Origin of the sequence: Aeromonas sp. EERV15 (genome assembly GCF_900079845.1) — a bacterium.
Classification (GTDB): Bacteria; Pseudomonadota; Gammaproteobacteria; order Enterobacterales; family Aeromonadaceae; genus Aeromonas; species Aeromonas sobria.
This window is the reverse complement of record NZ_FKKY02000021.1, coordinates 1-24,713: the sequence shown is the minus strand read 5'-3', so window position 1 is coordinate 24,713 and position 24,713 is coordinate 1. Positions and strand designations below refer to the sequence as shown.

The window sequence follows — 24,713 nt, the reverse complement described above, 5'->3', positions numbered from 1 at the left end:
ACCTCAATAAAAACAGACAGAGCAAACAGTGATCACGGCGCACGATGGCCGCAGTAACAGCAAGGCAAAGGTGTTATTCAGAGGCGCTGATTAAGCAGAAAAAGATAGGCTTTGACAGAGAGAGACGAAGGGCAACTTCGGGGATTGTCCATGATGGGCAATAAAACCTCGGGTGAAAAATGAGCCCTGATGATAGCGGCTGGCGCCAATTTGGCAAGAGCAGTGTCAGCGTGGCGTGATGGGGTTGTGATGCGACAGGGGGAGGCGGCGGTGCCACGCTCCCCCGTGCGGTCGTTACAACCAGCGCTTTTCGCGGGTGAAACAGACCGACAGCCAGGCATCGCCCAGGGTGTCGCCAAGGCGAGACCAGAGCTCCTGGCGCAGGGCATCCTGACGTTCGACGGGCCACTCCTGACCCGGCGCCACCAGAATGTTCAATTCCAGATCGAAGCGGCGACCGCTTTTGGCCAGATGGCTGTAGCACTCTATGCCGTGGCGCTGGCGCAGCGCCTCGATCTCCAGCTCGACTTGCCGTGGCACATCTCCCTTGGGGGCGATCTTCAACACTTCCCGCAGGTTGCGACCGAGCACCTTGATGGGAATGAGAGTGGCGCAGAGGGCCAGTAGCGAAACCAGCACCGGGTCGATGTAACGGTTGTATTGGCCATAGCCGATGGTATCTAGCCCCATCGCGACCAAAAAACCCACCAGCAGGGTGGCACTCAGGATGGTATCAACCAGCCACTCCTCTGAATCGACCCGCACCAGTTCGGAGTTGAACTGCTTCGCCAAGCGCGCTTCGACCAGATAAAACAGGGAGCATAAAAAGGTGGAGATAGCGGCGCAGATCAGCGCGTGGCCGAGGTCAATGTCACGGCCGCCCGCCAGCAGGGTGGTGATGCCGCTATAAAGCGCCCCCAGACAGAGCAGTAAAATGATGACCCCGTTGATCACATTGGCAATGGGTTCGAAATGGGCGTAGCCGTACTGGAAGCGGGCATCGGAGGGGCGGGTAACGAGGTAGGCGGTGATGAGGCCAAGGCCGGTCATGCCCATACTGAACAGGCTAAAAAGACCGTCGAGCATAATCGCGTGGGATCCCACCAGCAGGCCATAGCCGATGCCGAAGATGGCAAACCCTATGCTGCCGAACAGCGACAGGGTCAGAGCCTGCTTTTCGGTGGTGATAAACGTACTGATAACATGGCGATAGTGAGCCATAAAAGTCCTCCATTCAAATGGTGAATATTGCCAAGGGCAAGCGGTTTTCTTGCTGATATACTGCCCGCTCACATGTGAGCGGACTGGTCTGATTGCCATTGATAGGCGGCTGGCCAGTCGTTGTCGCCGGCGTGCCGGCATCAAGCAAAGGATGGGAACAAGGATTCATGATCCCGAGACTCGATTACCAGGACAGTTTGTCACCCGCAACCCTGCAGTTTCTTGAGTTGCTAGAGCGCAGCGCATTTCGTGGTGATATCGAAAAGTCTTATGCAAGCCGGTTGGCGATGGCGACGGATAACAGCGTCTATCAGGTAGTACCCCAGGCGGTTCTCTATCCGCGCAGTGCGGACGACATAGCAGCAATGCTCAAGCTGGCCGCGGAGCCGGCGTTCGCTTCCTTGAGTTTTTTCCCTCGTGGTGGCGGTACCGGCACCAATGGTCAGTCATTGGGCGGCGGCATTATCGTCGATCTCTCCCGTTATATGAACCAGATCATGGAAATTAATCTGGAAGAGGGGTGGGTGCGCGCCCAGGCCGGGGTGGTAAAAGACCAGCTCAACGCCTGGCTCAAGCCCCATGGCTACTTCTTCTCGCCAGATCTTTCCACCTCCAACCGCGCCACCCTGGGCGGCATGATCAACACCGACGCCTCGGGGCAGGGGTCCCTCGTTTACGGCAAAACCTCGGATCACGTGCTGGGGCTCAAAGCGGTGCTGGAGAACGGCGACATCATGGCCACCGAGCCGCTGACCGGTGAGCGACTGGCTGACAAGCTGGCGCTGGAAAATCGTGAAGGGGAGATCTATCGCACCCTCTATCGCATCGGCAAGGAGCGCCGCGCCGACATCGAAGCCATCTTCCCCAAGCTCAACCGCTTTCTGACAGGTTACGATCTCAAGCACCTCTATCAACCCGACAGCGACACCCTGGATGTGAGCCGGGTGCTGTGCGGCTCGGAAGGATCCCTCGGCTTTATCACCGAAGCCAAACTCAACATCACCCTCATCCCGCGCTATCGCACCCTGGTCAACGTCAAGTACGACAGCTTCCCCTCGGCCCTGCGCAACGCCCCCTTTATGGTGGCGGCAGAGGCGCTGTCGGTGGAGACGGTGGACTCCCGGGTGTTGGGGCTGGCCCGCGCCGATATCATCTGGCATTCGGTGAAAAACCTGATTCAGGATGTGCCCGGTAAGGATCTGCAGGGGCTCAATATCGTCGAGTTTGCCGACACAGATGAGGATGAGCACCACGCCAAGGTGGCGGAGCTCTGCCGCCGCATCGACGATCTGCTGGCCAAGGGGGAAGCCGGGATCATCGGCTATCAGGTGTGTGACCACCTGCCGAGCATCGAGACCATCTACTCCATGCGCAAGAAGTCGGTGGGGCTGCTGGGCAACGCCGAAGGGCGCAAGAAACCGGTGGCCTTCACTGAAGATACCGCTGTGCCGCCAGAGTCGCTGGCCGATTTCATCATGGAATTTCGCGCCCTGCTCGATGCCCACGGCCTCGACTACGGCATGTTTGGCCACGTCGATGCCGGTGTGCTGCACGTGCGCCCGGCGCTGGACTTGTGCGATCCCGAGCAGGAGGTGCTGCTGCGCCGCATCTCCGATCAGGTGGTGGCGCTCACCGCCAAATATGGCGGCCTGATGTGGGGGGAGCACGGCAAGGGTTTTCGCTCCGAATACAGCCCCGCCTTCTTTGGCGAGCTGTGGGAAGAGCTGCAGCGGGTCAAGGGGGCGTTCGACCCGGCTAACCGTATCAACCCGGGCAAGATCTGTATTCCGTATGGCAGCGGCGCCGAGCTGGTGTCGGTGGATGGCCCCAAGCGCGGCAAGTTTGATCGCCAGATCCCGCTCGCGGTGCGTACCAGCTACACCCGCGCCATGGATTGCAACGGCAACGGCCTCTGTTTCACCTTCGAGACCGACTCCCCCATGTGTCCCTCGGTCAAGATCAGCCGTGATCGCCGACACTCTCCCAAGGGGCGGGCGGGCCTGATGCGCGAATGGCTGCGCCAGCTGGCGGAGCAGGGTTTTGATCCGCTTGCAGAAGAGGTGGCGCTGCAATCCGGTGGCGTGCGCTTCAAACAGCTGGTGGACAAGGTGCGCAACAGCTGGGCCAAACAGCGCGGCGAATACGACTTCTCCCACGAGGTGATGGAGGCGATGGCGGGTTGTCTGGCCTGCAAGGCGTGCACCAGCCAGTGCCCGATCAAGGTGGATGTGCCCGATTTTCGCGCCCGTTTTATGCAGCTTTACCACGGCCGCTACCTGCGCGCGCCCAAGGATTACTTCGTCGGCACCGTCGAAAGCTATGCGCCGCTGCTTGCCAAAGCGCCGAAACTGGTCAACTTCTTCCTGGAAAAAGAGTGGGCCCAGAAGGCGACCGAGAAGAGCATCGGCATGGTCGATGTGCCGCTGCTCTCGGTGCCGACCCTGGCCGAGAGCCTGCACGACAACCGCGCCCGCTATTTTGACTTGCCGGGGCTGGAGCGGATGAGCGCCGAGCAACGCCAGAAGGTGGTGCTCATCGTGCAGGATCCCTTCACCAGCTATTATGATGCCCCCGTGGTGCGGGACCTGGTGAAACTGGCCAGCAAGCTCGGGTTTCAGCCCTACCTGCTGCCCTTTAAACCCAACGGCAAACCCCAACATATCAAGGGTTTCCTGCGTGCCTTTGCCCGCACCGCCGCCAACAGCGCCCAGTTCCTCAACAAGGTGGCGGCGCTCGGCATTCCCATGGTGGGGGTGGATCCGGCCATGGTGCTCTGCTATCGCGACGAGTATGCCAAGGCGCTGGGTTCGGCCCGCGGCGATTTTCAGGTATTGCTGCCACAGGAGTGGCTGCTCTCGCTGCCAGCAGATCAACTGCCCGTTAGCGCCGATAAGGCAAAGAGCGGGGAGGGGAGCGAGCCCGAACCCGAACCCTGGTATCTGTTTGCCCACTGCACCGAGAAGACCGCCAAACCCTCAACCCACGGCGACTGGAGCACCCTGTTCGGCCGCTTCGGGGCCAGCTTGCAGCCGGTCGCTGTGGGTTGCTGTGGCATGGCGGGCACCTATGGCCATGACGTCAAACAGGTGGAGAACTCCAAGGGGATCTATGGGCTGAGCTGGGCCGAACCGCTCGCCCGTCTGCCCAAGGGACGCTGTCTGGCGACCGGCTATTCGTGCCGCAGTCAGGTCAAGCGAATGGAGGGGGAAAAACTGAAGCATCCGCTGCAAGCCCTGCTGGAGCTGCTCTGATGCTGCGTTTTCCCAAGCGGTTTCGGGTGCCGCAAGCCTATCGGCACCCGCGTTTCTTGTTGTTGCCCGCCACCCCCGCTCAGGCGGTGGTGGAGTTTGTCGCCATGTTGCGCGAGCGCGAGCAGCTCCATCAGCTGTTTCGCCCGAACGATATCTGGCCTTCCGCTAACTTCAGCCTGAGTCAGCACCAAGGGGATCTGGAGTGGCAGCAGTCGGAGTTTCTGGCCAAGCGCTCCTTTGCCTATGGCCTCTGGAGCTCGAATCGGGATCCGCAATTCTGGGGCGGGGTTTATCTCTATCCTTCGGTGCTGCCGGAGGTAACTGTGGAGCTCTTCTTCTGGAAGGTGGCCGAGGCGCCCATCACGGATGAGGATCTGGAGGCACTGCTGCGCGACTGGCTCGCCAACGTCTGGCAGTGGCCTGAACCCCGGCTGCCGGGGCGGCAAGAGCCTTGGGATGAGTGGCCAGGGGTGACTTATCCCTGGTGATGTCCCGGTTGCTGTTATCACTTATCAAGCTGCCCCTTGCTCGGGGCAGCTTGTTTTCTGACCCGGTTTGCCGATGCGGAGTGTGTCACCCCATCGGCACCAATCCATTATTGATTTAAGGAGTTGCTTGCCATGAGTCACGATATTGCCCCTATCTGGCGTAAACCCATGAGTCTGGACGGGCTCAATGCCACCTCTCGCAACACCCTGATGGCCCATCTCGACATCGTCTATACCGCCTTTGGCCCCGATTGGCTGGAAGCGACCATGCCGGTGGATCATCGCACCCACCAGCCCCTTGGCATGCTGCATGGCGGCGCGTCCGTGGTATTGGCGGAAACCTTGGGATCGATTGCCGCCAACATGGCGGTGGGGCTTGAGAGTTACTGCGTGGGACTGGAGGTGAATGCCAACCATCTGCGGGCCAAACGGGAAGGGGTGGTCAGCGGGCGTTGCTCACCGTTGCATCTGGGGGCGACGACTCAGGTGTGGCAAATTGAAATTCGGGATGAACGTGAGCGTTTATTGTGCACCAGCCGACTGACCATGGCGGTGCTCAAACACAAGCGGGGCAAGGACTCCGGAGAGGAGTGATCTGCAATAACGCCCTAAGGGTGCAAAATAAGCAAGCTATAGTCGCCAGATCCCTCTATAATTGCCAACGTCTTGAGAGGCTTATCACATTTTTCAAGACAGCAGAACAAAGTGGCGCTATAATCGCCGCCTTTTTGCTATTCCGCGGTGTTTAGCCGCCTGCCTTAATCTGGAAGAATCTATGTCTGATACCGAACAACTGCCCCTTTTTAGTGAGCTTGGACTGGCCGCGCCTGTATTGAAAGCGCTGCAGGACGTGGGCTATGAGCGCCCGTCACCGATCCAGGCCGCAGCAATTCCCCACCTGATGGCGGGACACGATCTGCTGGGGCAGGCGCAAACCGGTACAGGGAAGACCGCTGCTTTTGCCTTGCCTCTTTTATCTCGTCTGGAAGCTGGTAACCGCAACACCCAGGTTTTGGTGTTGGCACCTACCCGTGAACTGGCGCTGCAAGTTGCTGAGGCGTGCCAACGTTATGCCAAGCACATGCCTGATTTCCACGTTCTGCCTATCTACGGCGGTTCCTCTTACGAAACCCAGACCCGCGCACTGCGTCGTGGCGCTCAGGTTGTTGTAGGTACTCCTGGTCGTGTGATGGACTTGATCCGTCGCAAGAACTTGGACCTCTCCGGCCTGAAAGCCTTGGTTCTGGACGAAGCTGATGAAATGCTGCGTATGGGCTTCATCGACGACGTTGACTGGATCATGGACCAGTGCCCGAGCACCCGTCAGGTTGCCCTGTTCTCTGCCACCATGCCGGACCAGATCCGTCGTGTTGCCCAGAAGCACCTGAAGCAGCCGAAAGAGATCAAGATTGTCTCCAAAACCTCCACTGCCCCGACCATTCGTCAGCGCTACTGGCAGGTAACCGGTCTGCACAAGCTGGACGCCATGACTCGTCTGCTTGAAGTCGAGCCGTACGAAGCAGTACTGGTCTTTGTGCGTACCAAGAATGCTGCCGAAGAGCTGGCTGGCAAACTGGCCGCCCGCGGCCACGCTTGTGAAGCGCTGCACGGTGACATCCCGCAGAAGTTGCGTGAGCGTACCGTTGACAAGCTGCGTCAAGGTCAACTGGACATCCTGATCGCGACCGACGTAGTTGCCCGTGGTCTGGACGTTGAGCGTATCACCCACGTGGTGAACTACGACATCCCTTACGATACCGAATCCTACGTTCACCGTATCGGCCGTACCGGTCGTGCTGGCCGTAAGGGCGAAGCCATTCTGTTTGTGGCTCCCCGTGAGCGTCGTATGCTGCGTGCCATTGAGCAAGCAACTCGTCAGGCCATCGAGCCGATGAAGATGCCGAGCACCGAAGACATCAACCAGCACCGTATGACCAAGTTCAAAGAGCGCATTCGTGAAACCATGATGGGCGAAGAGCTTGAGATCTATCACAACCTGGTGAACGAGCTGATCGAAGAGGATTCTGCCGATCCGCTGGAACTGGCTGCCGCACTGGCCAAGCTGGTTCAGGGTGATCAACCGCTGCTGCTGGATGACTCCATCCCTGATCCGCTGCTGAACGCCAGCAATGATCGCGGTGGTCGTGACTTTGAACGTCGCGATGGTGGCCGTGATTTTGGTGGTCGTGACTTCGCTGACCGTGGTGATCGTCCTGCCCGTCGTATGCCTTCCCTCGAGCCGCGTCCGTTGAAAGACAACCCGGATGTTGAGATGGAGCGCTATCGCGTAGACGTGGGTGCTAACCACGGTGTCAAGCCGGGCCAGATCGTTGGTGCTATCGCTAACGAAGCGAACATCGAGAGCCGTTTCATCGGCAACATCGACATCGCTGATGACTTCTCCACCGTTGATCTGCCCAAGGGTATGACCGGCGACGTGCTGGAAGTGATCAAGAAAGCTCGCGTTTGTCAGCGTCCGCTGCAGATCAGCCGCTACACCGAAGTACCTGCCGGTAGCAACACTGCCAGCCGTCCGCCGCGCAGCGATCGTCCTTTCAACAAGGATCGTCGTCCGAGTGGTGACCGCCCGTTCAATAAGGGTGGGGATCGCCGTGAAGGTGGTGCTGACAAGCGTAAATTCGGTGGCAAGCGCCGCGAAGGTTAATTGCTGACCCAGTGATAAAAAGGCCGCTCATCGAGCGGCTTTTTTTATGGCTGCAGCTTACCCCGTGTTAGCACAACACCATCAAACGGGCCATGGCTTTAGCCGATGGCTACCGCGTTCGGAGGTGTTGTGTCGGTCTATATAAGCCCTGTTTCAGGGCGATTGTGGTGCTATCTGGCGTAAACAGTCGTTCTGCTACCGAGGCTACTGGGCTGCGGTTGTTCTTATTATCGAGAGCCCTGAGAGTGGCGGGAGCCATGTGTGCGAAGAGCTGCGATATCTGTCATATGGGCAACCAGAAGAAAAGAGAAGAGCAATATCTATGGTTTTCAGCTCAGGCTGTGGCACTCCTTGTTCAAGCGATTGCCGAACAGCGCGCAGGGCAACTTGGGAGATCGGGATCAGTGGCGGTGAGCTGATGGCTTCGATGTCATATCTGACCGACGGCTCTTGTCACGGTTGAGCTGGCCACTGGTTAGCGCAAATGAAGAAGGCGACCCTGAGGTCGCCTTTGTTATATGTATAGTGCCTTGGTCCGATATGCGGGTCAGAGCACCATGGCAGCCACCCAGCCGAACAGGATGAGCGGAATATTGTAGTGAATAAAAGTGGGCACCACGCTGTCCCAGATATGGTCGTGCTGGCCGTCTGCGTTGAGGCCGGAGGTGGGGCCCAGGGTCGAGTCGGAGGCCGGTGAACCGGCATCCCCCAGCGCGCCTGCGGTGCCGACCAGTGCGATGATTGCCATCGGGGAGAAGCCCAGTTGCAGACAGAGCGGCACATAGATGGTGGCAATGATGGGCACGGTGGAGAAGGAGGAGCCGATACCCATGGTGATCAGCAGGCCCACCAGCAGCATCAGGAAGGCGGCGATGCCCTTGTGCTGGCCGATGCCGGAGGCGACCACCTCGACCAGACTATCGACCCCGTGGGTCGCCTTCATCACGGCAGCAAAGCCGGCGGCGGAGATCATGATGAAGCCGATCAGCGACATCATCCGTACCCCCTGGGTGAAGGCATCTTGGCTTTCGCGAAACTTGATGACGCCGCCGCAGGTGAAGATGACAAAACCGGCCAGCGCACCCAGCACGATGCTGTTGGTCATCAGCTGCAACCCGAGGGCGACACCAATGGCCAGCAGGGCGACCCAGATATGGGTGAGATTGAGTTCAACTGTCTCTGGTTCGGCTTCCAGGATCTTGGCCAGATCGTATTGGCGGGGTTTGCGATAGCTGATGAACACTGCGATGAGCAGGCCCAGCAGCATGCCGCAGACCGGAATGGCCATGGCCAGCGGGATCTGGCCGGAGGTGATCGGCACGCCGTTATCGATCAGGTTCTTGGCCAGAATGTTGTTCAGGAAGATGCCGCCAAAGCCGACCGGCAGCACCATATAGGTGGCGGTCAGGCCAAAGGTGAGGACACAGGCGACCTGACGACGGTCGATCTGCATCTGCGCCATCACATGCAACAGCGGCGGGATCAGAATGGGGATAAAGGCGATATGAACCGGGATCAGGTTTTGGGACGAGATCGCCACGGCCAGCACGGAAGAGAGCAGCAGGGTTTTGACCCACATGATGCGGGTCGAGCTGGCATCTTTGCCCAATTGGCTGATCACCTTGCGGGCCAGCAGGTCGGTGATCCCGGAGCGGGAGATGGCAACCGCAAAGGCACCCAGCATGGCGTAGGAGAGCGCAATCTCGGCGCCACCGCCCAGGCCACCGCTGAAGGTGGTGAGGGTCTCTGTCAACGACAGCCCACCGACCAGGCCGCCCGCAATGGCGCCCAGCGCCAGTGAGACCACCACATTGATCCGCAGCAGACTGAGCACCAGCATCAGTCCGACTGCGATAACAACTGGATTCATTTGATTTCCTTATAGTTTGTTATTGCTGTCTGTCATGTGAAGGGGAGTTAGTTTGCGAAAAATGTGACAAATGTCGAGAAAAAAATCAGTCAAACCCCTCATATCACAGCAGCCGGTGGCACAAGGTTGATCAACATGAGGGTTTGTGACCTGTTTGTCTCAGTGCATCGCGCGCACAGCGGTTGATAGTGAGGTGATGGTGATTTCCGGTGAGCCGTGCGATCAATTACATCCCCGAAAAAACGAAGGCTGCCAGTGGCAGCCTTCATCCGTTTATTCCTGCCCCTCATGGTCGGCAGGGGTCTCCGGCGTGTTGTCATCCGGATGAGCTGGCGGCCAGCCCCCCATGCTCTTCCAGCGGTTGACGATATGACAGAACAGCTCGGTGGTACGTTCAGTGTCATAGAGGGCAGAGTGCGCCTCTTTATTGTCAAACGGGATGCGGGCGCTCTGGCATGCCTTAGCCAGCACGGTCTGACCCAGTGCTAGCCCGGAGAGAGCGGCGGTGTCGAAGGTGGCAAACGGATGGAACGGATTGCGCTTGAGGCCAGCTCGTTCGGCGGCGGCCATCACAAAGCCGTGATCGAAGGTGGCGTTGTGGGCCACTATGATGGCGCGGCCGCAATCCTGCTCCTTCATCCCTTTGCGGATCCCCTTGAAGATCTCGGTCAGTGCCTCTTTTTCCGAGACAGCACCACGCAACGGGTTGTAGGGATCGATGCCGGTGAACTCCAGCGCGGCCTTTTCCAGGTTGGCCCCTTCGAAGGGCTCGACATGAAAGTGGAATACCAGATCGGGAACGAGCCAGCCCTGCTCATCCATTTTCAGGGTGTAAGCCGCGATTTCGAGCAGGGCATCGGTCTTGGCATTGAACCCGGCTGTTTCAACATCGATGACGACGGGGTAAAAACCACGGAAACGGCCCTTGAGGGTATGAACTGCGTCGGTCATGGGATCTCGGTCGGGATAAAATGAGGCGGCATTATGGCAAAAAAGCACAGGCTTGTCCTCCCATCCCACGCAGGATGCCGCGCCAAGATGGCGCCGGATTCAATATCTGTGCAGCCACCAGCGGGCGGCGATCAGCGCAGTGAGTGTGCCAAGCAGGGCACTGGCCAGCACATCCACCGGCCAGTGCATCCCCATCACCATGCGCGACATGCCAACGCCCAAGGCCCACAGCGGCAGCAGCCAGACGCCTGTGGGGGCGCGGGCCAGCCAGATGAGGCCAAAAAACTGGGCCAGGCTGATAGCGGCAATGCTGTGGCCAGAGGGGAAGGCGTAATTCACCTCCTTTTGCCAATGGTGGCCGAGCCACTCGGGCAGTGCCAATAACTGGCTGGCGGCGTGAACCTGCTCGCTGCGCACATCGACACTACTGGCGTAGAAGCTCTTGATTGCCGGGATCAGCGCCTGACTCTCCAGCCAGAGCAGGTAGGGTCTGGGCTCTTCGGTCAGGTGCTTGATCAGGCTCTTGAGCACCCAGTCGCTAGCGAGCAGGGCCGCCAGTGCACACCCCAGCGCAATAAAGGGCGCCAGCTCCAGTTTGAGTTTGTAGCGGGTCAGCAGCAGCAAGAGGGCGCCACTGACCCCGATCCCGGGAATATCGACCATGCGGGTGAGGGCGTATGACCACCATAACCAGCCAGATTGCAGGGAGCCGGTCAGAAAAGGCTGCCAGGGCAGCGTGGCGAGTAGCAGCAGGGGCAGGGTTAGCAGGGCTGTGAAGCCGAGCACCTGGCTGCGAGAGAGTGACGTGGTGCAAGGAGGCATGGTCGTTGGACGGTAGTGAGAAAGTGGCGCATTGTGCCATTAGCCGATCTGCGGGCAAAGTCGGGTGGGTGATTTGTTACCTCTGCTTACATATTTGCGACCCGATCCCGAGCACTGAGCGGGTTATCTGCGGCTTGTGGCGCTGCGATGAGGGAATGTCGCGCCCTTTCACCGCTGATTGCATCACAGGCTGAAATCTCGGGCGGCTTTGCGCTAGAATGGCGCCCCCGTGGCGGTTGTGACCAAAGAGAGCCCGATGAAGATAGTCGTTGATGAGAATATGCCCCATGCTGTCGAGCTGTTTGCCGAATTTGGCGAGGTGGTCGCCTTGCCCGGACGGCAGATGCAGGCCAGCGATCTGCAGGATGCCGATGTGCTGCTGGTGCGTTCGGTCACCCGCGTCAACGGCGATTTGCTGGCGACCAGCCCTAAACTCGGGTTTGTCGGCACCGCCACCATAGGTACCGACCATGTGGACAAGGCCCTGCTGGCGAGCCGCAATATTCCCTTCTTCAGCTCCCCCGGTTGCAACAAGTATTCGGTGGGGGATTATGTGCTCTCCGTCCTGCTGGTGCTGGCTGAGCGCTATGAACTTGACCTCTCGGCCATGCCCCTGGCGGTGGTTGGCGCGGGTAATACCGGTGAGTGCGTGGCTGGCAAGGCCCAAGCGCTTGGCATGCGGGTGCTGCGCTGCGATCCCCCCAAGGCGCGGGATAATCCCGCCGGCAGTTTTGTCGATTACCAGACCGCTCTTGGCGCCGATATCGTCAGCTTCCACGTGCCTATCACCCGCGAAGGGCAAGATGCCACCTACCATCTGCTGGATGCCGAACAGATTTCCGCCCGTCCTGCCGGGCAGATCCTGATCAACGCATCTCGTGGCGAGGTGTGGGATAACCGAGCTCTGCTGGCACGCCAGCTGAGCGATGAGCCTTTGCGACTGGTGATGGATGTGTGGGAGAACGAGCCCGAGCCACTGGTGGATCTGGTGCCCCATACCGAGATTGCCACCCCCCATATCGCCGGTTACAGCCTGGAGGGGAAGGCGCGCGGCACCTGGATGCTCTATCAGGCGCTCTGCCAGCAGCTGGGGCGTCAGCCGCGTCAGGATTTGAGTCAGCTGTTGCCTGCCCCCGATGTGCAGGCGGTGGTGCTGGGCCGCGCGCCGGATCAGGCGCTGATTAAGCAACTGGTGCATCTGGTCTATGACGTGCGCCGCGATGATGCCCGTTTCCGGGCCCGACTCGGCTTGTCCGGCAGCTTTGATGAGCAGCGCAAGCACTATCCCGAGCGCCGTGAACTATCCTCCCTGCAGGTTGAAGGGGCGTTTGCCGACAAGGCGCTGGGTGCACTGGGATTTGCGCTGTCACGCCCCTGAGTCGGGGCTCTTATGATTTGAAAGATAATCGGCAGGCGTGAGCCCGTACTGGCCACACCGACCCCATTTTTTACTGAGCTGGCGCAGCGTCTTCTGCGCCGGAACAGCCATCTCAGGCGAGGGCGTCTCGATCCAGGAGGCCCTGCCGACCATGGCGCCAGCCGGTGCCATTGCAGCATTATCAGAGGAGAACAGAATGAGCCAGCAGTTTAACGTAGCGGTATTGGGTGCCAGCGGCGCCGTGGGTCAGGCGATGATCGAGATCCTGGAAGAGCGCGAATTTCCGGTAGCGACCCTCTATCCGCTGGCTTCCAGCCGCAGCGCCGGTGATACCGTGCGTTTTGGCGGCAAGAACCTCGAGATCCTCGATGTTGAGGAGCTTGACTGGAGTCAGGTGCAGATCGCGCTGTTCTCCGCCGGTGCCGAGGTCTCTGCCAAGTGGGCGCCGATTGCTGCCGAGCACGGCTGCATCGTCATCGACAACACCTCCTGCTTCCGTTACGACGAAGATATCCCGTTGGTGATCCCGGAAGTGAACCCGGGCGCCCTGGCCGATTTTCGCAATCGTAACATCATCGCCAACCCTAACTGCTCCACCATCCAGATGCTGGTGGCCCTGAAGCCGCTGCACGACGAAGTGGGTATTGCCCGCATCAACGTGGCGACTTATCAGTCCGTGTCAGGCTCCGGTAAAGAGGGGGTTAGCGAGCTGGCAGGCCAGACCGCCCATCTGCTCAACGGCCGTCCGGTAGAGCCGACCATCTATCCGCATCAGATTGCCTTCAACCTGATCCCGCAGATCGACAGTTTTACCGACAACGGTTACACCCGTGAAGAGATGAAGATGGTATGGGAAACCCAGAAGATCCTGGGTGATGCCAGCATTGCCGTGAACCCTACCTGTGTACGGGTGCCGGTCTTTTATGGTCACGCCGAGGCGGTACACGTCGAACTGCACCAGCCACTGGATGCCGAACAGGCCAAAGATCTGCTGCGCAATGCGCCAGGTGTGACCCTGTTTGATGACGAAGGGGATTATCCGACCCCGGTACGCGATGGGACTGGCAAGGATGAGGTGCTGGTGGGACGGGTGCGTCAGGATATTTCTCACCCGAGCGGTATCAATATGTGGATCGTGGCCGATAACGTTCGTAAGGGCGCGGCAACCAACAGCGTGCAGATTGCCGAGTTGTTGGTTCGCGACTATCTGTAAGGCCAGATAGCCTTGGTAAAGGCGCAGCAAGGAGTGCTGCGCCTTCACAGTAACAGCGGGGCGTCTGTGACCTGAGCCGCACTCTACTGCATCCAGATTCTGTTGGGATATCAACTGATTAAGTTTTTTCCTACACTCAGTGCACATTCAGTGACACATTGGGTGCTAAATGTGTCGGACAGCTGGCTTGCCAGGCGAGCCTGATTTATATTGAACCGACTGTTTTGGGGTAACTATCCAGATTTTTCAATGTGATAGGGCCGTCATACGAAGGAACGAATATGGGACATTCCCGCATAACATTGGCAACACTACTCGCATTGGGTCTGCTGGGCACCGTCCAGGCTGAAGACTCGGCGCGGGAGCCTTTTTTTGTCGAGCTAAAAGGCCCTGACGAGCCGGCACCTCCTGCCGTTAATCGTCAGCCGCTGGTCCAGCCACAAGCAAGACCCGTGGCGCAACCGGTACGCGCAACCGCCCAGCCGGTGGTGCGTCAGGCCACTGCCAATGCCGGTAGCTATGGCCCTGTTCGTCCTACCGACACCCTCTGGAGTCTGGCGAGCAAATATCGCCCCGCCAGCGGTGTCAGCGTCTACCAGACCATGGTGGCGATTTACGAGAAAAATCCCCGCAGTTTTGCCGATGGCAATATCAACCACATTCTGGTGGGATCTCGGATTTTGCTGCCCAGTGCAGCAGAAGCGAGTGTGATAACCGATGCTCAGGCCCGTCAGCGTTTCAACAGTGACAACGCCAGCTGGAAGGGGCTGAGCCCCAAATATCTGGCTGACAAGCAGGCCCACACCGCCAAACCGGTAGCAGCCAAACCCGCGAAGGTTGAGGCGGCCAAATCCGAGCCAGTGAAAGCCGCCCCGGCACCGCTGCCAGTGGCGAAAGCTGCACCCATTCCAGCCCCTGTGGTGGCACCGCAACCGGCTGCCGAAACCAAAGAAGTGGCCAAGGTCAGCGAACCGGCGCCAAAAGAGGCGGTGGCTCCCGCTGCTGTGCCAAGTGCAGCACAGAGCACCACGCCAGCACCGCTGCCATCTGACCTGGATAAGCCGATTGGCAAACCGGCCACCGAGATGGCGCTGGCGCTGGAAGATGCCAATGCCCAGCTCGGTCAGGTCACCGAGATGAACCACAGGCTCAAGCTGCGTCTGCAATCACTGACCGAAGAGGTGGAAACACTCAAGGCCCAACTGCAGGACCAAACCTCGCTGCAAAAAGAGATTGCCGAGCTCAAAACACAGCCAGTTGCGCCGGTGGCAGCCGCCCCTGAACCAGAAAAAAACTGGTTGATGGATCTGCTCGCCTCACCGCTCAACCTCGCCATGATCATCTTGCTGCCGGTGCTGCTGGTATTGGCGCTGGTGACCCTGTGGTTGCGTGCCCGTGCCCGTCGCGAGCTGGAAGAGCAAGAGAAGAGCCTCTCCGAATCCACCGCCATGATGATGGATCAGGAGCAGAGCGAGTTTGACGATCTGCTCAGCATCGATGTGACCGATAACGAGCCTGTGCGTCCGGTAGCGGATCTGAATACCCCTGATGGCTTTATGCCGGTTGAACCGAGCAAGCCGGATGTGGATCTGGTGTTCAGCGATGATGGTGAGGTGGCGCTGGAGGGTTTCGAGCCCGAGCGGATGCCCGCCCAGTCCGCCAGCCGGGATCCGGATTTGGTGCCTGATCTGGATCTTATCCATGACGAACCGAAGGCGCAGCTCAAGCAACCGGCCATGGACTTGGCCAGCGAGTACAAGCCCAAGGCGAGCAACGAGGTAATGAGCGAAGAGGAGCTACAGGCTGCCCTGTTTGCTGAGCTTGATGCGGATCTCTCTGCCGATCTCGACCCCGATTTGAGCTCCATTGACGAGGTTGGCGCTGCTGACGACGATCTGGCCAGCTTCGATCTCAGCGATTTCGAAAATGCCCTCGATGAGCCAACTGCTGGCAAAAAAGGCGATGCTCACGCCATTGATCTCAGTGCCGCAGACGGTGCGGACGATAGCGCGGATGCGATGCTAGCCGAGCTGGGTCTCGAGCCCACCAAGGTCAAGGAGGCCGAGCTGGATCTGGAGTGGGATCCCAACGAGTTGGCGCTCTCTGATTTTGAGGATGCCTTTGCCGAGGTGGAGTCCCATCAGGGGGATGTGAAGCCGCGTGAACAGGCTAACGAAGGCGGTTATGTCGAGATCGACAAGCTGCTGGCTGAAGCTGATGCCACTGCGTCGGAGCCGGAGCCTTATCAGGGCTTCTCGCTGGATGTGGGGCTGGATGGCTTCCCCGAGGTGCTGCCCGAATCCACCGGCTTTGACGTCGATGCCGATGACGGTGGCGTGGGGGCCAAGCTTGATCTGGCCCGTGCTTATCTGGAAATCGATGACAAGGATAGCGCCCGCGAGCTGCTGCAGGAGGCGGCAGAGCAGGGTAGTGATCACCAGCGCGCCGAAGCCGAGAAGTTGCTCAAGCGGTTGGCGTGAGTCACGGTCCAGTAACCGATTAACACAAGAAGGGCAGCCAGCAGGCTGCCCTCTTCTTTTGGCGAGTGGCTATGTGGGGGGCAGGTGCCTCACAGGCTGGCCATTCTGGTCAATTGCGCACGTGGTGGGACTTTTCGGGCTGAGCGCGTATAATCCGCCCCGTTTCTTTCATCGCTTACTTTCACTACAAGATACGTTTATCCATGCGAATTGCCCTTGGCATTGAATATGACGGCAGCCGGTATTTCGGCTGGCAGCGTCAACGAGAAGTGATCAGCGTACAGGCTGAACTGGAAAAGGCCCTGAGCCGGATCGCCAACCACCCTGTCTCCATCCAGTGCGCCGGACGCACCGATGCCGGGGTCCATGCAACCGGTCAGGTGATCCACTTTGATACCGATGCAAACCGCGGCGAAGGGGCCTGGACCCTGGGGCTGAACTCCAACCTGCCACCGGATATCGCGGTGCGCTGGGTCAAGGAGGTGGATGAGTCGTTCCACGCCCGTTTTAGCGCCACCGCCCGTCGCTACCGTTATGTCATCTACAACCATAACTACCGTCCGGCGATCCTCGGCAGTGGGGTTAGCCACTACCATGAGACCATCGATGCTGAATTGATGCATCAGGCGGGCCAGAGCCTGATTGGGGAGCATGACTTCACCACATTCAGGGCCATTGCCTGTCAGTCCAACACCCCGTGGCGCAATGTGACTCACCTCTGCGTCAGTCGCCAAGGCCCTTATATTGTGCTGGATATCTGTGCCAACGCCTTTTTGCACCATATGGTGCGCAATATCACCGGCTCGCTGCTGCTGGTGGGGCAGGGGCTTAAACCGGTGGAGTGGATCGCCGAGGTGCTGGCGGCCAAGGATCGCAACTTGGCCGGGCCGACTGCCAAGGCCGGTGGCCTCTATCTGGTGGATGTCGATTACCCGGCCGAGTTTGCCCTGCCCCAGTTGCCGCTTGGCCCGCTGTGGCTGCCGGACTCGGCACCGGGTACGACCAGTTTTTAGTAACTGCGCCCAAAAAATTGTGGTTTAATGACCCGTCATTTGTTGCCATCGAGCTAGTAAGTCATTGAACAACCTAGTCTCGATGCGTGTTGTCAGGCACAAAAGCATTAAGGAATTCCATGAGCTGGCTTGAGAAGATTCTTCCCAAGAGCAAGATCACTGCGCCCCGTCGTCACAACATTCCGGAAGGGGTGTGGACCAAGTGCAGTGCTTGTGAACAGGTGCTCTACCGGGCAGAGTTGGAGCGCAACCTCGAAGTGTGCCCCAAGTGTGATCATCATATGCGCATCAGCGCCCGTGCCCGTCTCGAGAGTTTCCTCGATGAGCAGGGTCGTACCGAGATCGGTGCCGAGCTGGAGCCGCAGGATGTATTGAAATTCAAGGATTCCAAGCGCTACAAGGATCGTTTGTCTGCCGCTCAGAAAGAGACGGGAGAAAAAGATGCGCTGGTGGTGATGAAGGGGACCCTCAAAGGGGTGCCAGTCGTTGCCTGTTCGTTCGAATTCTCCTTCATGGGCGGCTCCATGGCCTCCGTGGTCGGTGCCCGTTTCGTGCGCGCCGTCGAGGAGTGCATCAAGGATGGCCGCGGTCTGGTCTGCTTCTCCACCTCCGGTGGTGCTCGCATGCAGGAAGCCTTGTTCTCCCTGATGCAGATGGCCAAGACCAGCGCAGCGCTGGACAGACTTACCAAGGCGGGTTTGCCCTATATCTCGGTGCTGACCGACCCCACCATGGGTGGTGTTTCCGCCAGCCTGGCGATGCTGGGTGACATCAACGTGGGTGAGCCCAAGGCGCTGATCGGCTTTGCTGGCCCGCGCGTCATCGAGCAGACCGTGCGCGAGAAATTGCCGGAAGGCTTCCAGCGCTCCGAGTTCCTGCTGGAGAAAGGCGCTATCGATTTGATTATCGATCGCCGCGAGATGCGCAATCGTCTGGCCAGCTTGCTCGCCAAAATGCTGAATACTCACATCATCGAAGAGTGAAGATGAGTTCAAACATGCAACAATCCCAAAGCCGGTCGCTTGTCGACTGGCTTTCTTATTTGGAGCAGATCCACCCGGTCAATATCGATATGGGGCTGGATCGGGTCGGTGCCGTTGCCCGGCGTATGGGTCTCACCCAGCTGCCGTTCAAGGTGATCACGGTGGCCGGTACTAACGGCAAGGGCTCCAGCTGTGCCATGGCGGCCAGCATTCTGATGGCGGCTGGCTATCAGGTCGGGGTCTACTCCTCTCCCCATCTGCTGCGGTTTACCGAGCGGGTGCGGGTCAATGGGCAAGAGCTGGCCGATAGCGAGCACTGCGCGGCGTTTGCCGAAGTGGAAGCTGCTCGCGGCGAGATTGCCCTTACCTTCTTCGAGTTCGCCACCCTGGCTGGCTTGTGGCTCTTTCGCCGTAACGCGCCGGATGTGCTGCTGCTGGAAGTGGGGCTGGGCGGTCGGCTCGACGCCACCAATGTGGTGGAGTCCGATGTGGCGATGATCACCTCCATTGCCCTCGATCACTGCGACTGGCTGGGTGATACCCGCGAGGCGGTAGCGGTGGAGAAAGCAGGAGTCTATCGCGCTGGTAAACCCGCCATTAGCGGTGAGCCCAATCCGCCAGCGACCATCGCCAGCGAGGCGCTGCGCCTCGGTGCCTCTTTGCGTCAGGTGGGGATCGACTTCTCTGGCAAAGAGCATGATAGCTGCTGGGATTACCACGGCCTCAATCAGTGGCGGGATCTGCCCAAGCCGGTGTTGCCGCTGATGAACGCGGTGACTGTGCTGGCGGCGCTGGAGTCGCTGGGCTTGCCGCTGCCGGAGTCCGCCATTCGTGACGGGCTGGCCAATGCCCAGCTGGCTGGCCGGATGCAGCGGCTGCAAAGCGCGCCGCTGGTGATCGTTGATGTGGCCCACAATCCCCATTCGGCGGCTTACCTTGCCACTCAGCTGCGCCAAATGCCCTGTGCAGGTGTGCGCCGCGCCGTGGTCGGCATGCTCAAAGACAAGGACATGGCGGGGTCGCTGGCCGAGCTCGATGGCCTGATTGGCCAGTGGTATCTGGCCAGCCTCACCGGCCCGCGCGCCGCCACTGCCGAGCAGCTTGCTGCGGCGCTGGGGGCAGGCAAGGGGCCTGTGCACTGTTTTGAGGAGGTGAGCGGCGCTTATCAAGCCGCGTTGGCCGCCTCGAGTCCGGACGATATGGTCATTGTGTTTGGTTCGTTTTACACTGTCGCCGACATTCTGGCGGGTGCCGCCTCCTAGGCCACACTGCCGCTTTCCTGCCCACGGCAGGAGAGTTAAACCGCGTATTGAGTTAAGTAAAGGTAGGATTCAACTTGGCCTCGAAGTTTCAAAACCGTCTGGTGGGCACCGTCATCCTGGTGGCCCTGGTTGTTATTTTCCTGCCGGACTTGCTGGATGGTCACAAGCTGGCGCAAAAGGAGGAGGTCTTTGCCAAGATCCCGCTGCGTCCTGATCTGGAGCCTGCCAAGCCTGCGTTGCAGGTGTCGGCGGCGACCAGCTTGCCTGCCGAGCATCTGGCTAGTCAGCAACAGGCCTCGGCGGCCCAACAGTGGCAAGTGGAAGAGGTGGCCGATCCCATGACTCTGGCGGGTCAAGGGCAGGGCAATTCTGCTGCGCAGCCGGTTACCCCAACGGTCAAACCACAGCCCAAACCGGAAGTGGTGGCCAAAAAACCGGTCGAACCGCCAAAGCCAGCACCCAAGCCGACGCCAGCCAAACCGGTTGAAGTTGCCAAGGCTCCCGCGCCGGCCAAACCGCAGGCAGGTCAGATCAAGTCCCTCGACGATCTGATCGAGAGCAAAATGACGCAGCCGACCAAGCCTGCGCCAGCTGCTGCAGCGCCAGCTCAGGGCAGCTGGATCCTGCAGCTCGGTGCGTTCAAGAACGTCGACAGCGTCAATGCGCTGGTGGGCAAGCTGCGGGCAGCCGGTTATTCGGCCCACACCTCGCCACGCACGCCGGTGCAGGGGCAGATCAACCGGGTCTTTATCGGTCCTGATGTCTCCAAGGACAAGCTGCAAGGCATACAGGGACGGGTTTCCCAGATGACCGGGCTGAGCGGTTCAGTGGTCGCTTACAATCCGTGATGGTTGGTCTGAGCTAATGCGTTGCCAAAAAAGCCCCCTCGTTGCACCAGGGGGCTTTTGTTATCTGCAGGGGCTCCGATAGGGTGCCCCTTCTTTATCTGCGGCTCAGTCTATCTCGATATCCACTGGCGCTATGATGGGATTTGCGACCGGCAGGTGGTGAAACAGTTGACGGAAATGGCGCTGGACTCGCCCTATGTCGATCAGCGACATGCCGGACGAAAAACCGAACCAGACGTAGAGCCCGGTGAGATCACGAAACATCGGCGGCAGGTAGCGGGGGGCCGCAATCAGTCCTTCCAGATAGTGCTGATAGAGCACTGGAATATCATCCAGCGTCACCTTACCGACAAACAGCATCGGCAGGATCTCCGGCACGCCTTCCAGCACGGCGCTGCGGATGAAGTTGACCGTCTCCACATAGCCACGCACGTAGGAGAGATCCTTGGTAAAGCAGGCGCCGCCGCCCACCATGCCACCCCGAAACACCCGCTGGGTGATCTTGTAGGCATCGTGCTCGCTGGTGCCTTGCTCGACGAAGTGGCGAAACACCTCGATAAAGTTGGCACCGCGCTCGGCCATGTCGATGGCCATCACCCGATCGGAGATGCGCTTGGCCCGGTCCGGAAAGGAGCTGAAGGTGAGCGTCTCAATCAATACCGCCAGCCCTTCCTGACAGGCGGTGATGCGCGGCGAGCCAGCGCTCAGCCAGGTGGCATAGGGCTGCTGACGGCCATTGAGGGTGGTGCCGACATGTACCCATCCTTCGTGTACCTCCAGTACCTGCAGATCCAGTTCGGAGAAGCAGGCGTGGGAGTTGAGCTTGATGTAATCACCACCGGCAGCCGCATCGGAGACAATCCCGTCGCTCAGCTTCACCTGCACTGTGCCATCACTGAAATAGGTCGATAGCTTGTTTTGCAACTTGGCAACGGCCGCTTCCCCTGAAAATGCTTTGGGGTAGGGGCGCACCAGATGACGGGCGCCAGGCAGGGAGAAGATATCGCACAGGCGGGAGCCCAACTCCTTGAGGGTTTTGCGATCCCCGCGCAGGTGATCGCTGGCAGAGCCATACAGTAGCTGGCTATAGCGCAAAAAATCCGGTTGCCCGCGCTGGCGCAGCATCTCGCTCACCACCATGTACTGGTCGACGGTTTCTTGCAAAATGCGACCCAAATCATCCTGTGGCCCCAACTTTCTGCGGATCCTGTCGCGAAGTTCCTTTAGCTCCAGATATTTGTTGCGCGGGTCGAAACCAAGGGAGAGGGTATCGTAGAAATGGTGATCAATAGCGGGCAGTTCTCGCCCCCCTTTGGCCAGAAAATCAGCCTGCAGGTGGCGTGGCCACTTGATGGCATCCAGAATGCGGATCGGTTTTTGCAGGGCAAGCAGCTCATCCGAGAGAGACTTCAGATGCAGGCGGTACTTTTCTTGGATGGTCATGGGGCCCCCTGTGGGGCAAGCGTAGCCGTGGATTGGGCTGAGTATATGCATAGTGCTTGCCAAAAAGAAGCGGGCGGCAGGGTTATCGGGCTGGTGTGCTTTTGGTTGATAGAGAATTGGTTTAGACTGCGCCCCTTGATCCAAATCTTGTCGTGGAAATGATGAATATCCCCAGCTCCGAAATGGTAATGCGTTGGTTGCAACAGGCTCGTATCGAACACTATGTCTGCGACCAGTGTCATGGTATCCACATTGTCTCTTTGCAATCGGTAGATGGTATTCAGGAGAGTCGAATTTTTGTCGAAGAGGAGGGACTGCTGTTCTCCTCCGAGCTGGAAGTACGCCCTTCCGCTATGCTGCCGCTGGTGGCTGATCTGGGTCGACTCAATATGCAGTACCCCTCGCTCAAGGTGTTCCTCGATATTATCGATGACAACCTGCCGCGACTGGTGGTTGGTCATACCGTCTTTACCAATGCCGGACTGACGGTTGAACAGTTCCTGCTGTTCGTCCAGAGCACCATAGCCGCGACCCATGAACTGGTTGCAGAGTGCGAGCGCTCAGGTTTCCTCAACCTCGCAGACATTCAGGTATCACCGGAATCTGTGCATTAAGCGTGCAAACGAACCGGTAATTGAAAAAAGCCGTTGACGAAGGAGGGGCTTTCTCCTACATTACGCCCCGTTCCAGCGCAACAGCGCAGCGAGTAATGTGTTGGCTGAACACGTAAAACTACAGACCAAAATTTGGTGAGGTGTCCGAGTGGCTGAAGGAGCACGCCTGGAAAGTGTGTATACGGCAACGTATCGAGGGTTCGAATCCCTCCCTCACCGCCAAATGATAGCCCCAAGTGATTGATTCACTTGGGGTTTTTCTTCATATGCGATTTTCGCTATGCCATTCACTATTCCATCTGATGTTGGCTGGTATTGGATAGCTGAACAGTTTTGGACACCAACAGCTCAGGTATCTCACTGTACGGTGCTGACGGGCAAGTCATATATCGAACCTTTGGTCTTTCAATCGATTCCACTCGAGCGGTCGCTCTGGCCACTCTTTTATGATGAAGCTGCATTGTGTTTTCGGAGTTGAAGCTGTCAGTGTTCTCTGCTGATAATCAGCAACAGCCTGAAAAACAACATCGATGCCAGAATGCGCTATCTAAAATTGGTTACTTGCCTCTTATATCCACGGCGCTTACGCAATCAAATGATTTTGATGGCTACCCTGATGGGCATCGTGCCGACGTTATTGACCGGTTATCTAGTTGAAACCGAAGGCCGTGCAGCGGTTTTATCCGAAAAAGAGAAAAATTTGTCAGCAGTCGTTCATCTGCTCGACGAGGCGCTAAATAACTGCTCCGAATAGTAGATCACTGGAGGAAAGGAACTCAGTCCAGTTTGTGCGATCTCATTAGTCGCCAAACAAAACAAGCCGCACCCAAAGGACTGAGTTGATGCCTATCCTACCACCCCTGCCACGGTCACAACGGCGCCGCATTCACAAAATCATCCATGCCACCCGTGATAAAGGACATGCTCGTCGCTTGATGGCCATCTTGCTGTTACATGAAGGACGCACGATCACCGATGTTCATCACCTTACCGGCGCTGCGCGCTCGACCATCGGTCGCTGGCTTCGGTGGTATCGAGATGAAGGCATAGATGCGCTAGAAGCCTTACCGGCTGGTCGTGAACCGGTCTTGCCTGTTGCCAAGATAGTCACCTTACTGGTGCTGCTCATGCAGTTTTCTCCGCAAGATTTTGGTTATCAGCGCAGCCGTTGGTGTACTGAGCTATTGGCTATCAAAATCAATCGGTTAACAGGGCTCAAGGTGACCGCCTCCACACTTCGTCGATGGCTACCTCGTATGGGCATTGTCTGGCGCAGGCCCGTGCCGACCTTGCGGATAAAAGACCCAGCTTATCAGGAGAAAATGGCGAATATCAACGCGGCACTGGCCCGCTGTGATGCCGATAATCCGGTGTTTTATGAGGATGAAGTCGATATAGACCTCAATCCCAAATTAGGGGCCGACTGGATGTTCAGAGCGCAGCAAAAGCGTGTTGTCACACCGGGACAGAATACCAAGCATTATCTGGCAGGCGTTCTCCACGCAGGCAACGGAAGGGTACTTTACGTCAGCGGGATCAAGAAAAACTCATCCCTGTTTATCGCCATGCAGGAAAAGCTGCGTCACCACTACCGACGAGCCAAAACCATCACGCTGATCCTCGATAACTACATCATTCACAAAAGCAAACAGACCGAGCGATGGTTGAAGAAGAATTCCAAGTTCTGCCTGGTATTCCAGCCAGTCTACAGCCCTTGGGTTAATCACATAGAACGGCTGTGGCACAAGTTACATGAAACCATCACGCGCAATCATCAATGCAGAGGGATGGCTAACCTGCTGGCTCGAGTGAAACACTTCATGGATACCGTGTCTCCTTTCCCCGGGAATGGCTATGGCACAGCGAAGGTGTAGCACTATTAGGATCAGTTATTTAGTATTCCAGCCAGTCTACAGCCCTTGGGTTAATCACATAGAACGGCTGTGGCACAAGTTACATGAAACCATCACGCGCAATCATCAATGCAGAGGGATTTCCAACCTGCTGGCTCGAGTGAAACACTTCATGGATACCGTGTCTCCTTTTCCGGGGAATGGCTATGGCACAGCGAAGGTGTAGCACTATTCATGTACAGGATCTTTAGCGGCAACCAATTGAAATAGATATAAAAAAGGCTTCGTTTGTGATCTGATTTTATCGCCAAACAAAATCAACACGCGCGAAGCCTATGACCATTATTAATGCTAATCA

General features: G+C 58.3%; 19 protein-coding genes, 1 tRNA gene and 1 pseudogene. 16 read left to right on the top strand and 5 right to left on the bottom strand.

Going from position 1 to position 24,713, the window contains the following annotated elements; all coding sequences use genetic code 11:
* Positions 1-294 precede the first annotated feature (294 nt).
* On the bottom strand, positions 295-1,221 hold the full coding sequence (locus BN4575_RS17020) for a cation diffusion facilitator family transporter (protein ID WP_068979095.1): 927 nt from the start codon (positions 1,219-1,221) through the stop codon (positions 295-297).
* Between the two features lie 167 nt (positions 1,222-1,388).
* Between BN4575_RS17020 and BN4575_RS17015 the strand changes: the two genes are divergently transcribed.
* The 4 genes from BN4575_RS17015 to BN4575_RS17000 all read left to right on the top strand — a co-directional run bounded on the left by BN4575_RS17015 (position 1,389) and on the right by BN4575_RS17000 (position 7,625).
* A complete protein-coding gene (locus BN4575_RS17015) occupies positions 1,389-4,472 on the top strand; it encodes a D-2-hydroxyglutarate dehydrogenase YdiJ (protein WP_068979094.1) in 3,084 nt (1,027 codons plus the stop codon).
* Complete coding sequence (locus BN4575_RS17010; protein ID WP_068979093.1) at positions 4,472-4,960, top strand: hypothetical protein; 489 nt, start codon at positions 4,472-4,474, stop codon at positions 4,958-4,960. Before BN4575_RS17015 ends, BN4575_RS17010 begins: the two co-directional genes overlap by 1 nt.
* 132 nt (positions 4,961-5,092) lie before the next feature.
* Positions 5,093-5,554, top strand: coding sequence for a hotdog fold thioesterase (locus BN4575_RS17005; RefSeq protein ID WP_068979092.1), 462 nt, complete (start codon positions 5,093-5,095; stop codon positions 5,552-5,554).
* Positions 5,555-5,735: 181 nt separating this feature from the next.
* Positions 5,736-7,625 (top strand): DEAD/DEAH box helicase, encoded by a 1,890-nt coding sequence (locus tag BN4575_RS17000; RefSeq protein ID WP_042022369.1) that lies wholly within the window; start codon positions 5,736-5,738, stop codon positions 7,623-7,625.
* Between the two features lie 547 nt (positions 7,626-8,172).
* Here the strand turns inward: BN4575_RS17000 and BN4575_RS16995 are convergent.
* The 3 genes from BN4575_RS16995 to BN4575_RS16985 all read right to left on the bottom strand — a co-directional run bounded on the left by BN4575_RS16995 (position 8,173) and on the right by BN4575_RS16985 (position 11,268).
* Positions 8,173-9,495, bottom strand: coding sequence for a Na+/H+ antiporter family protein (locus BN4575_RS16995; RefSeq protein WP_068979091.1), 1,323 nt, complete (start codon positions 9,493-9,495; stop codon positions 8,173-8,175).
* 273 nt (positions 9,496-9,768) lie between these two features.
* Positions 9,769-10,446 carry a ribonuclease T gene (rnt, locus tag BN4575_RS16990; RefSeq protein WP_068979090.1) on the bottom strand — a complete coding sequence of 226 codons (678 nt, stop codon included), beginning with the start codon at positions 10,444-10,446 and terminating at the stop codon, positions 9,769-9,771.
* Positions 10,447-10,545: 99 nt separating this feature from the next.
* Entirely contained in the window at positions 10,546-11,268 is a 723-nt protein-coding gene (locus BN4575_RS16985; RefSeq protein WP_068979089.1) for a phosphatase PAP2 family protein, read from the bottom strand.
* A 256-nt stretch (positions 11,269-11,524) separates the two neighbouring features.
* Between BN4575_RS16985 and BN4575_RS16980 the strand changes: the two genes are divergently transcribed.
* The 7 genes from BN4575_RS16980 to dedD all read left to right on the top strand — a co-directional run bounded on the left by BN4575_RS16980 (position 11,525) and on the right by dedD (position 20,445).
* On the top strand, positions 11,525-12,646 hold the full coding sequence (locus BN4575_RS16980; RefSeq protein ID WP_068979088.1) for a 4-phosphoerythronate dehydrogenase: 1,122 nt from the start codon (positions 11,525-11,527) through the stop codon (positions 12,644-12,646).
* Between the two features lie 196 nt (positions 12,647-12,842).
* Positions 12,843-13,859 (top strand): aspartate-semialdehyde dehydrogenase, encoded by a 1,017-nt coding sequence (locus tag BN4575_RS16975; RefSeq protein WP_068979087.1) that lies wholly within the window; start codon positions 12,843-12,845, stop codon positions 13,857-13,859.
* 281 nt (positions 13,860-14,140) lie between these two features.
* Positions 14,141-16,339 (top strand): FimV/HubP family polar landmark protein, encoded by a 2,199-nt coding sequence (locus tag BN4575_RS16970; protein WP_068979086.1) that lies wholly within the window; start codon positions 14,141-14,143, stop codon positions 16,337-16,339.
* Positions 16,340-16,542: 203 nt separating this feature from the next.
* Positions 16,543-17,352, top strand: coding sequence for a tRNA pseudouridine(38-40) synthase TruA (gene truA, locus BN4575_RS16965; RefSeq protein ID WP_042022379.1), 810 nt, complete (start codon positions 16,543-16,545; stop codon positions 17,350-17,352).
* A 119-nt stretch (positions 17,353-17,471) separates the two neighbouring features.
* Complete coding sequence (gene accD / locus BN4575_RS16960; protein ID WP_068979085.1) at positions 17,472-18,335, top strand: acetyl-CoA carboxylase, carboxyltransferase subunit beta; 864 nt, start codon at positions 17,472-17,474, stop codon at positions 18,333-18,335.
* Between the two features lie 2 nt (positions 18,336-18,337).
* Positions 18,338-19,597 carry a bifunctional tetrahydrofolate synthase/dihydrofolate synthase gene (folC, locus tag BN4575_RS16955; RefSeq protein WP_068979084.1) on the top strand — a complete coding sequence of 420 codons (1,260 nt, stop codon included), beginning with the start codon at positions 18,338-18,340 and terminating at the stop codon, positions 19,595-19,597.
* A gap of 74 nt (positions 19,598-19,671) precedes the next feature.
* Entirely contained in the window at positions 19,672-20,445 is a 774-nt protein-coding gene (gene dedD, locus BN4575_RS16950) for a cell division protein DedD (protein ID WP_068979083.1), read from the top strand.
* 105 nt (positions 20,446-20,550) lie between these two features.
* Here the strand turns inward: dedD and BN4575_RS16945 are convergent, their stop codons facing one another.
* Complete coding sequence (locus tag BN4575_RS16945; RefSeq protein ID WP_068979082.1) at positions 20,551-21,888, bottom strand: flavohemoglobin expression-modulating QEGLA motif protein; 1,338 nt, start codon at positions 21,886-21,888, stop codon at positions 20,551-20,553.
* Positions 21,889-22,046: 158 nt separating this feature from the next.
* On the opposite strand from BN4575_RS16945, the gene BN4575_RS16940 reads away from it, so the two are divergent.
* The 5 genes and pseudogenes from BN4575_RS16940 to BN4575_RS21875 form a co-directional block, all read left to right on the top strand.
* The gene (locus BN4575_RS16940; protein WP_083221071.1) at positions 22,047-22,502 is read left to right on the top strand and encodes a YbjN domain-containing protein; all 456 of its coding nucleotides are present in this window, start codon (positions 22,047-22,049) and stop codon (positions 22,500-22,502) included.
* Between the two features lie 134 nt (positions 22,503-22,636).
* Positions 22,637-22,724: transfer RNA gene (locus BN4575_RS16935), tRNA-Ser, on the top strand.
* A gap of 382 nt (positions 22,725-23,106) precedes the next feature.
* A complete protein-coding gene (locus BN4575_RS21340; protein ID WP_218060778.1) occupies positions 23,107-23,256 on the top strand; it encodes a hypothetical protein in 150 nt (49 codons plus the stop codon).
* Positions 23,257-23,344: 88 nt separating this feature from the next.
* Positions 23,345-24,376, top strand: coding sequence for an IS630 family transposase (locus BN4575_RS16930; protein WP_068979080.1), 1,032 nt, complete (start codon positions 23,345-23,347; stop codon positions 24,374-24,376).
* A gap of 19 nt (positions 24,377-24,395) precedes the next feature.
* A pseudogene (locus BN4575_RS21875) lies at positions 24,396-24,581 on the top strand (IS630 family transposase); the annotation flags it as partial.
* Positions 24,582-24,713: the final 132 nt, after the last annotated feature.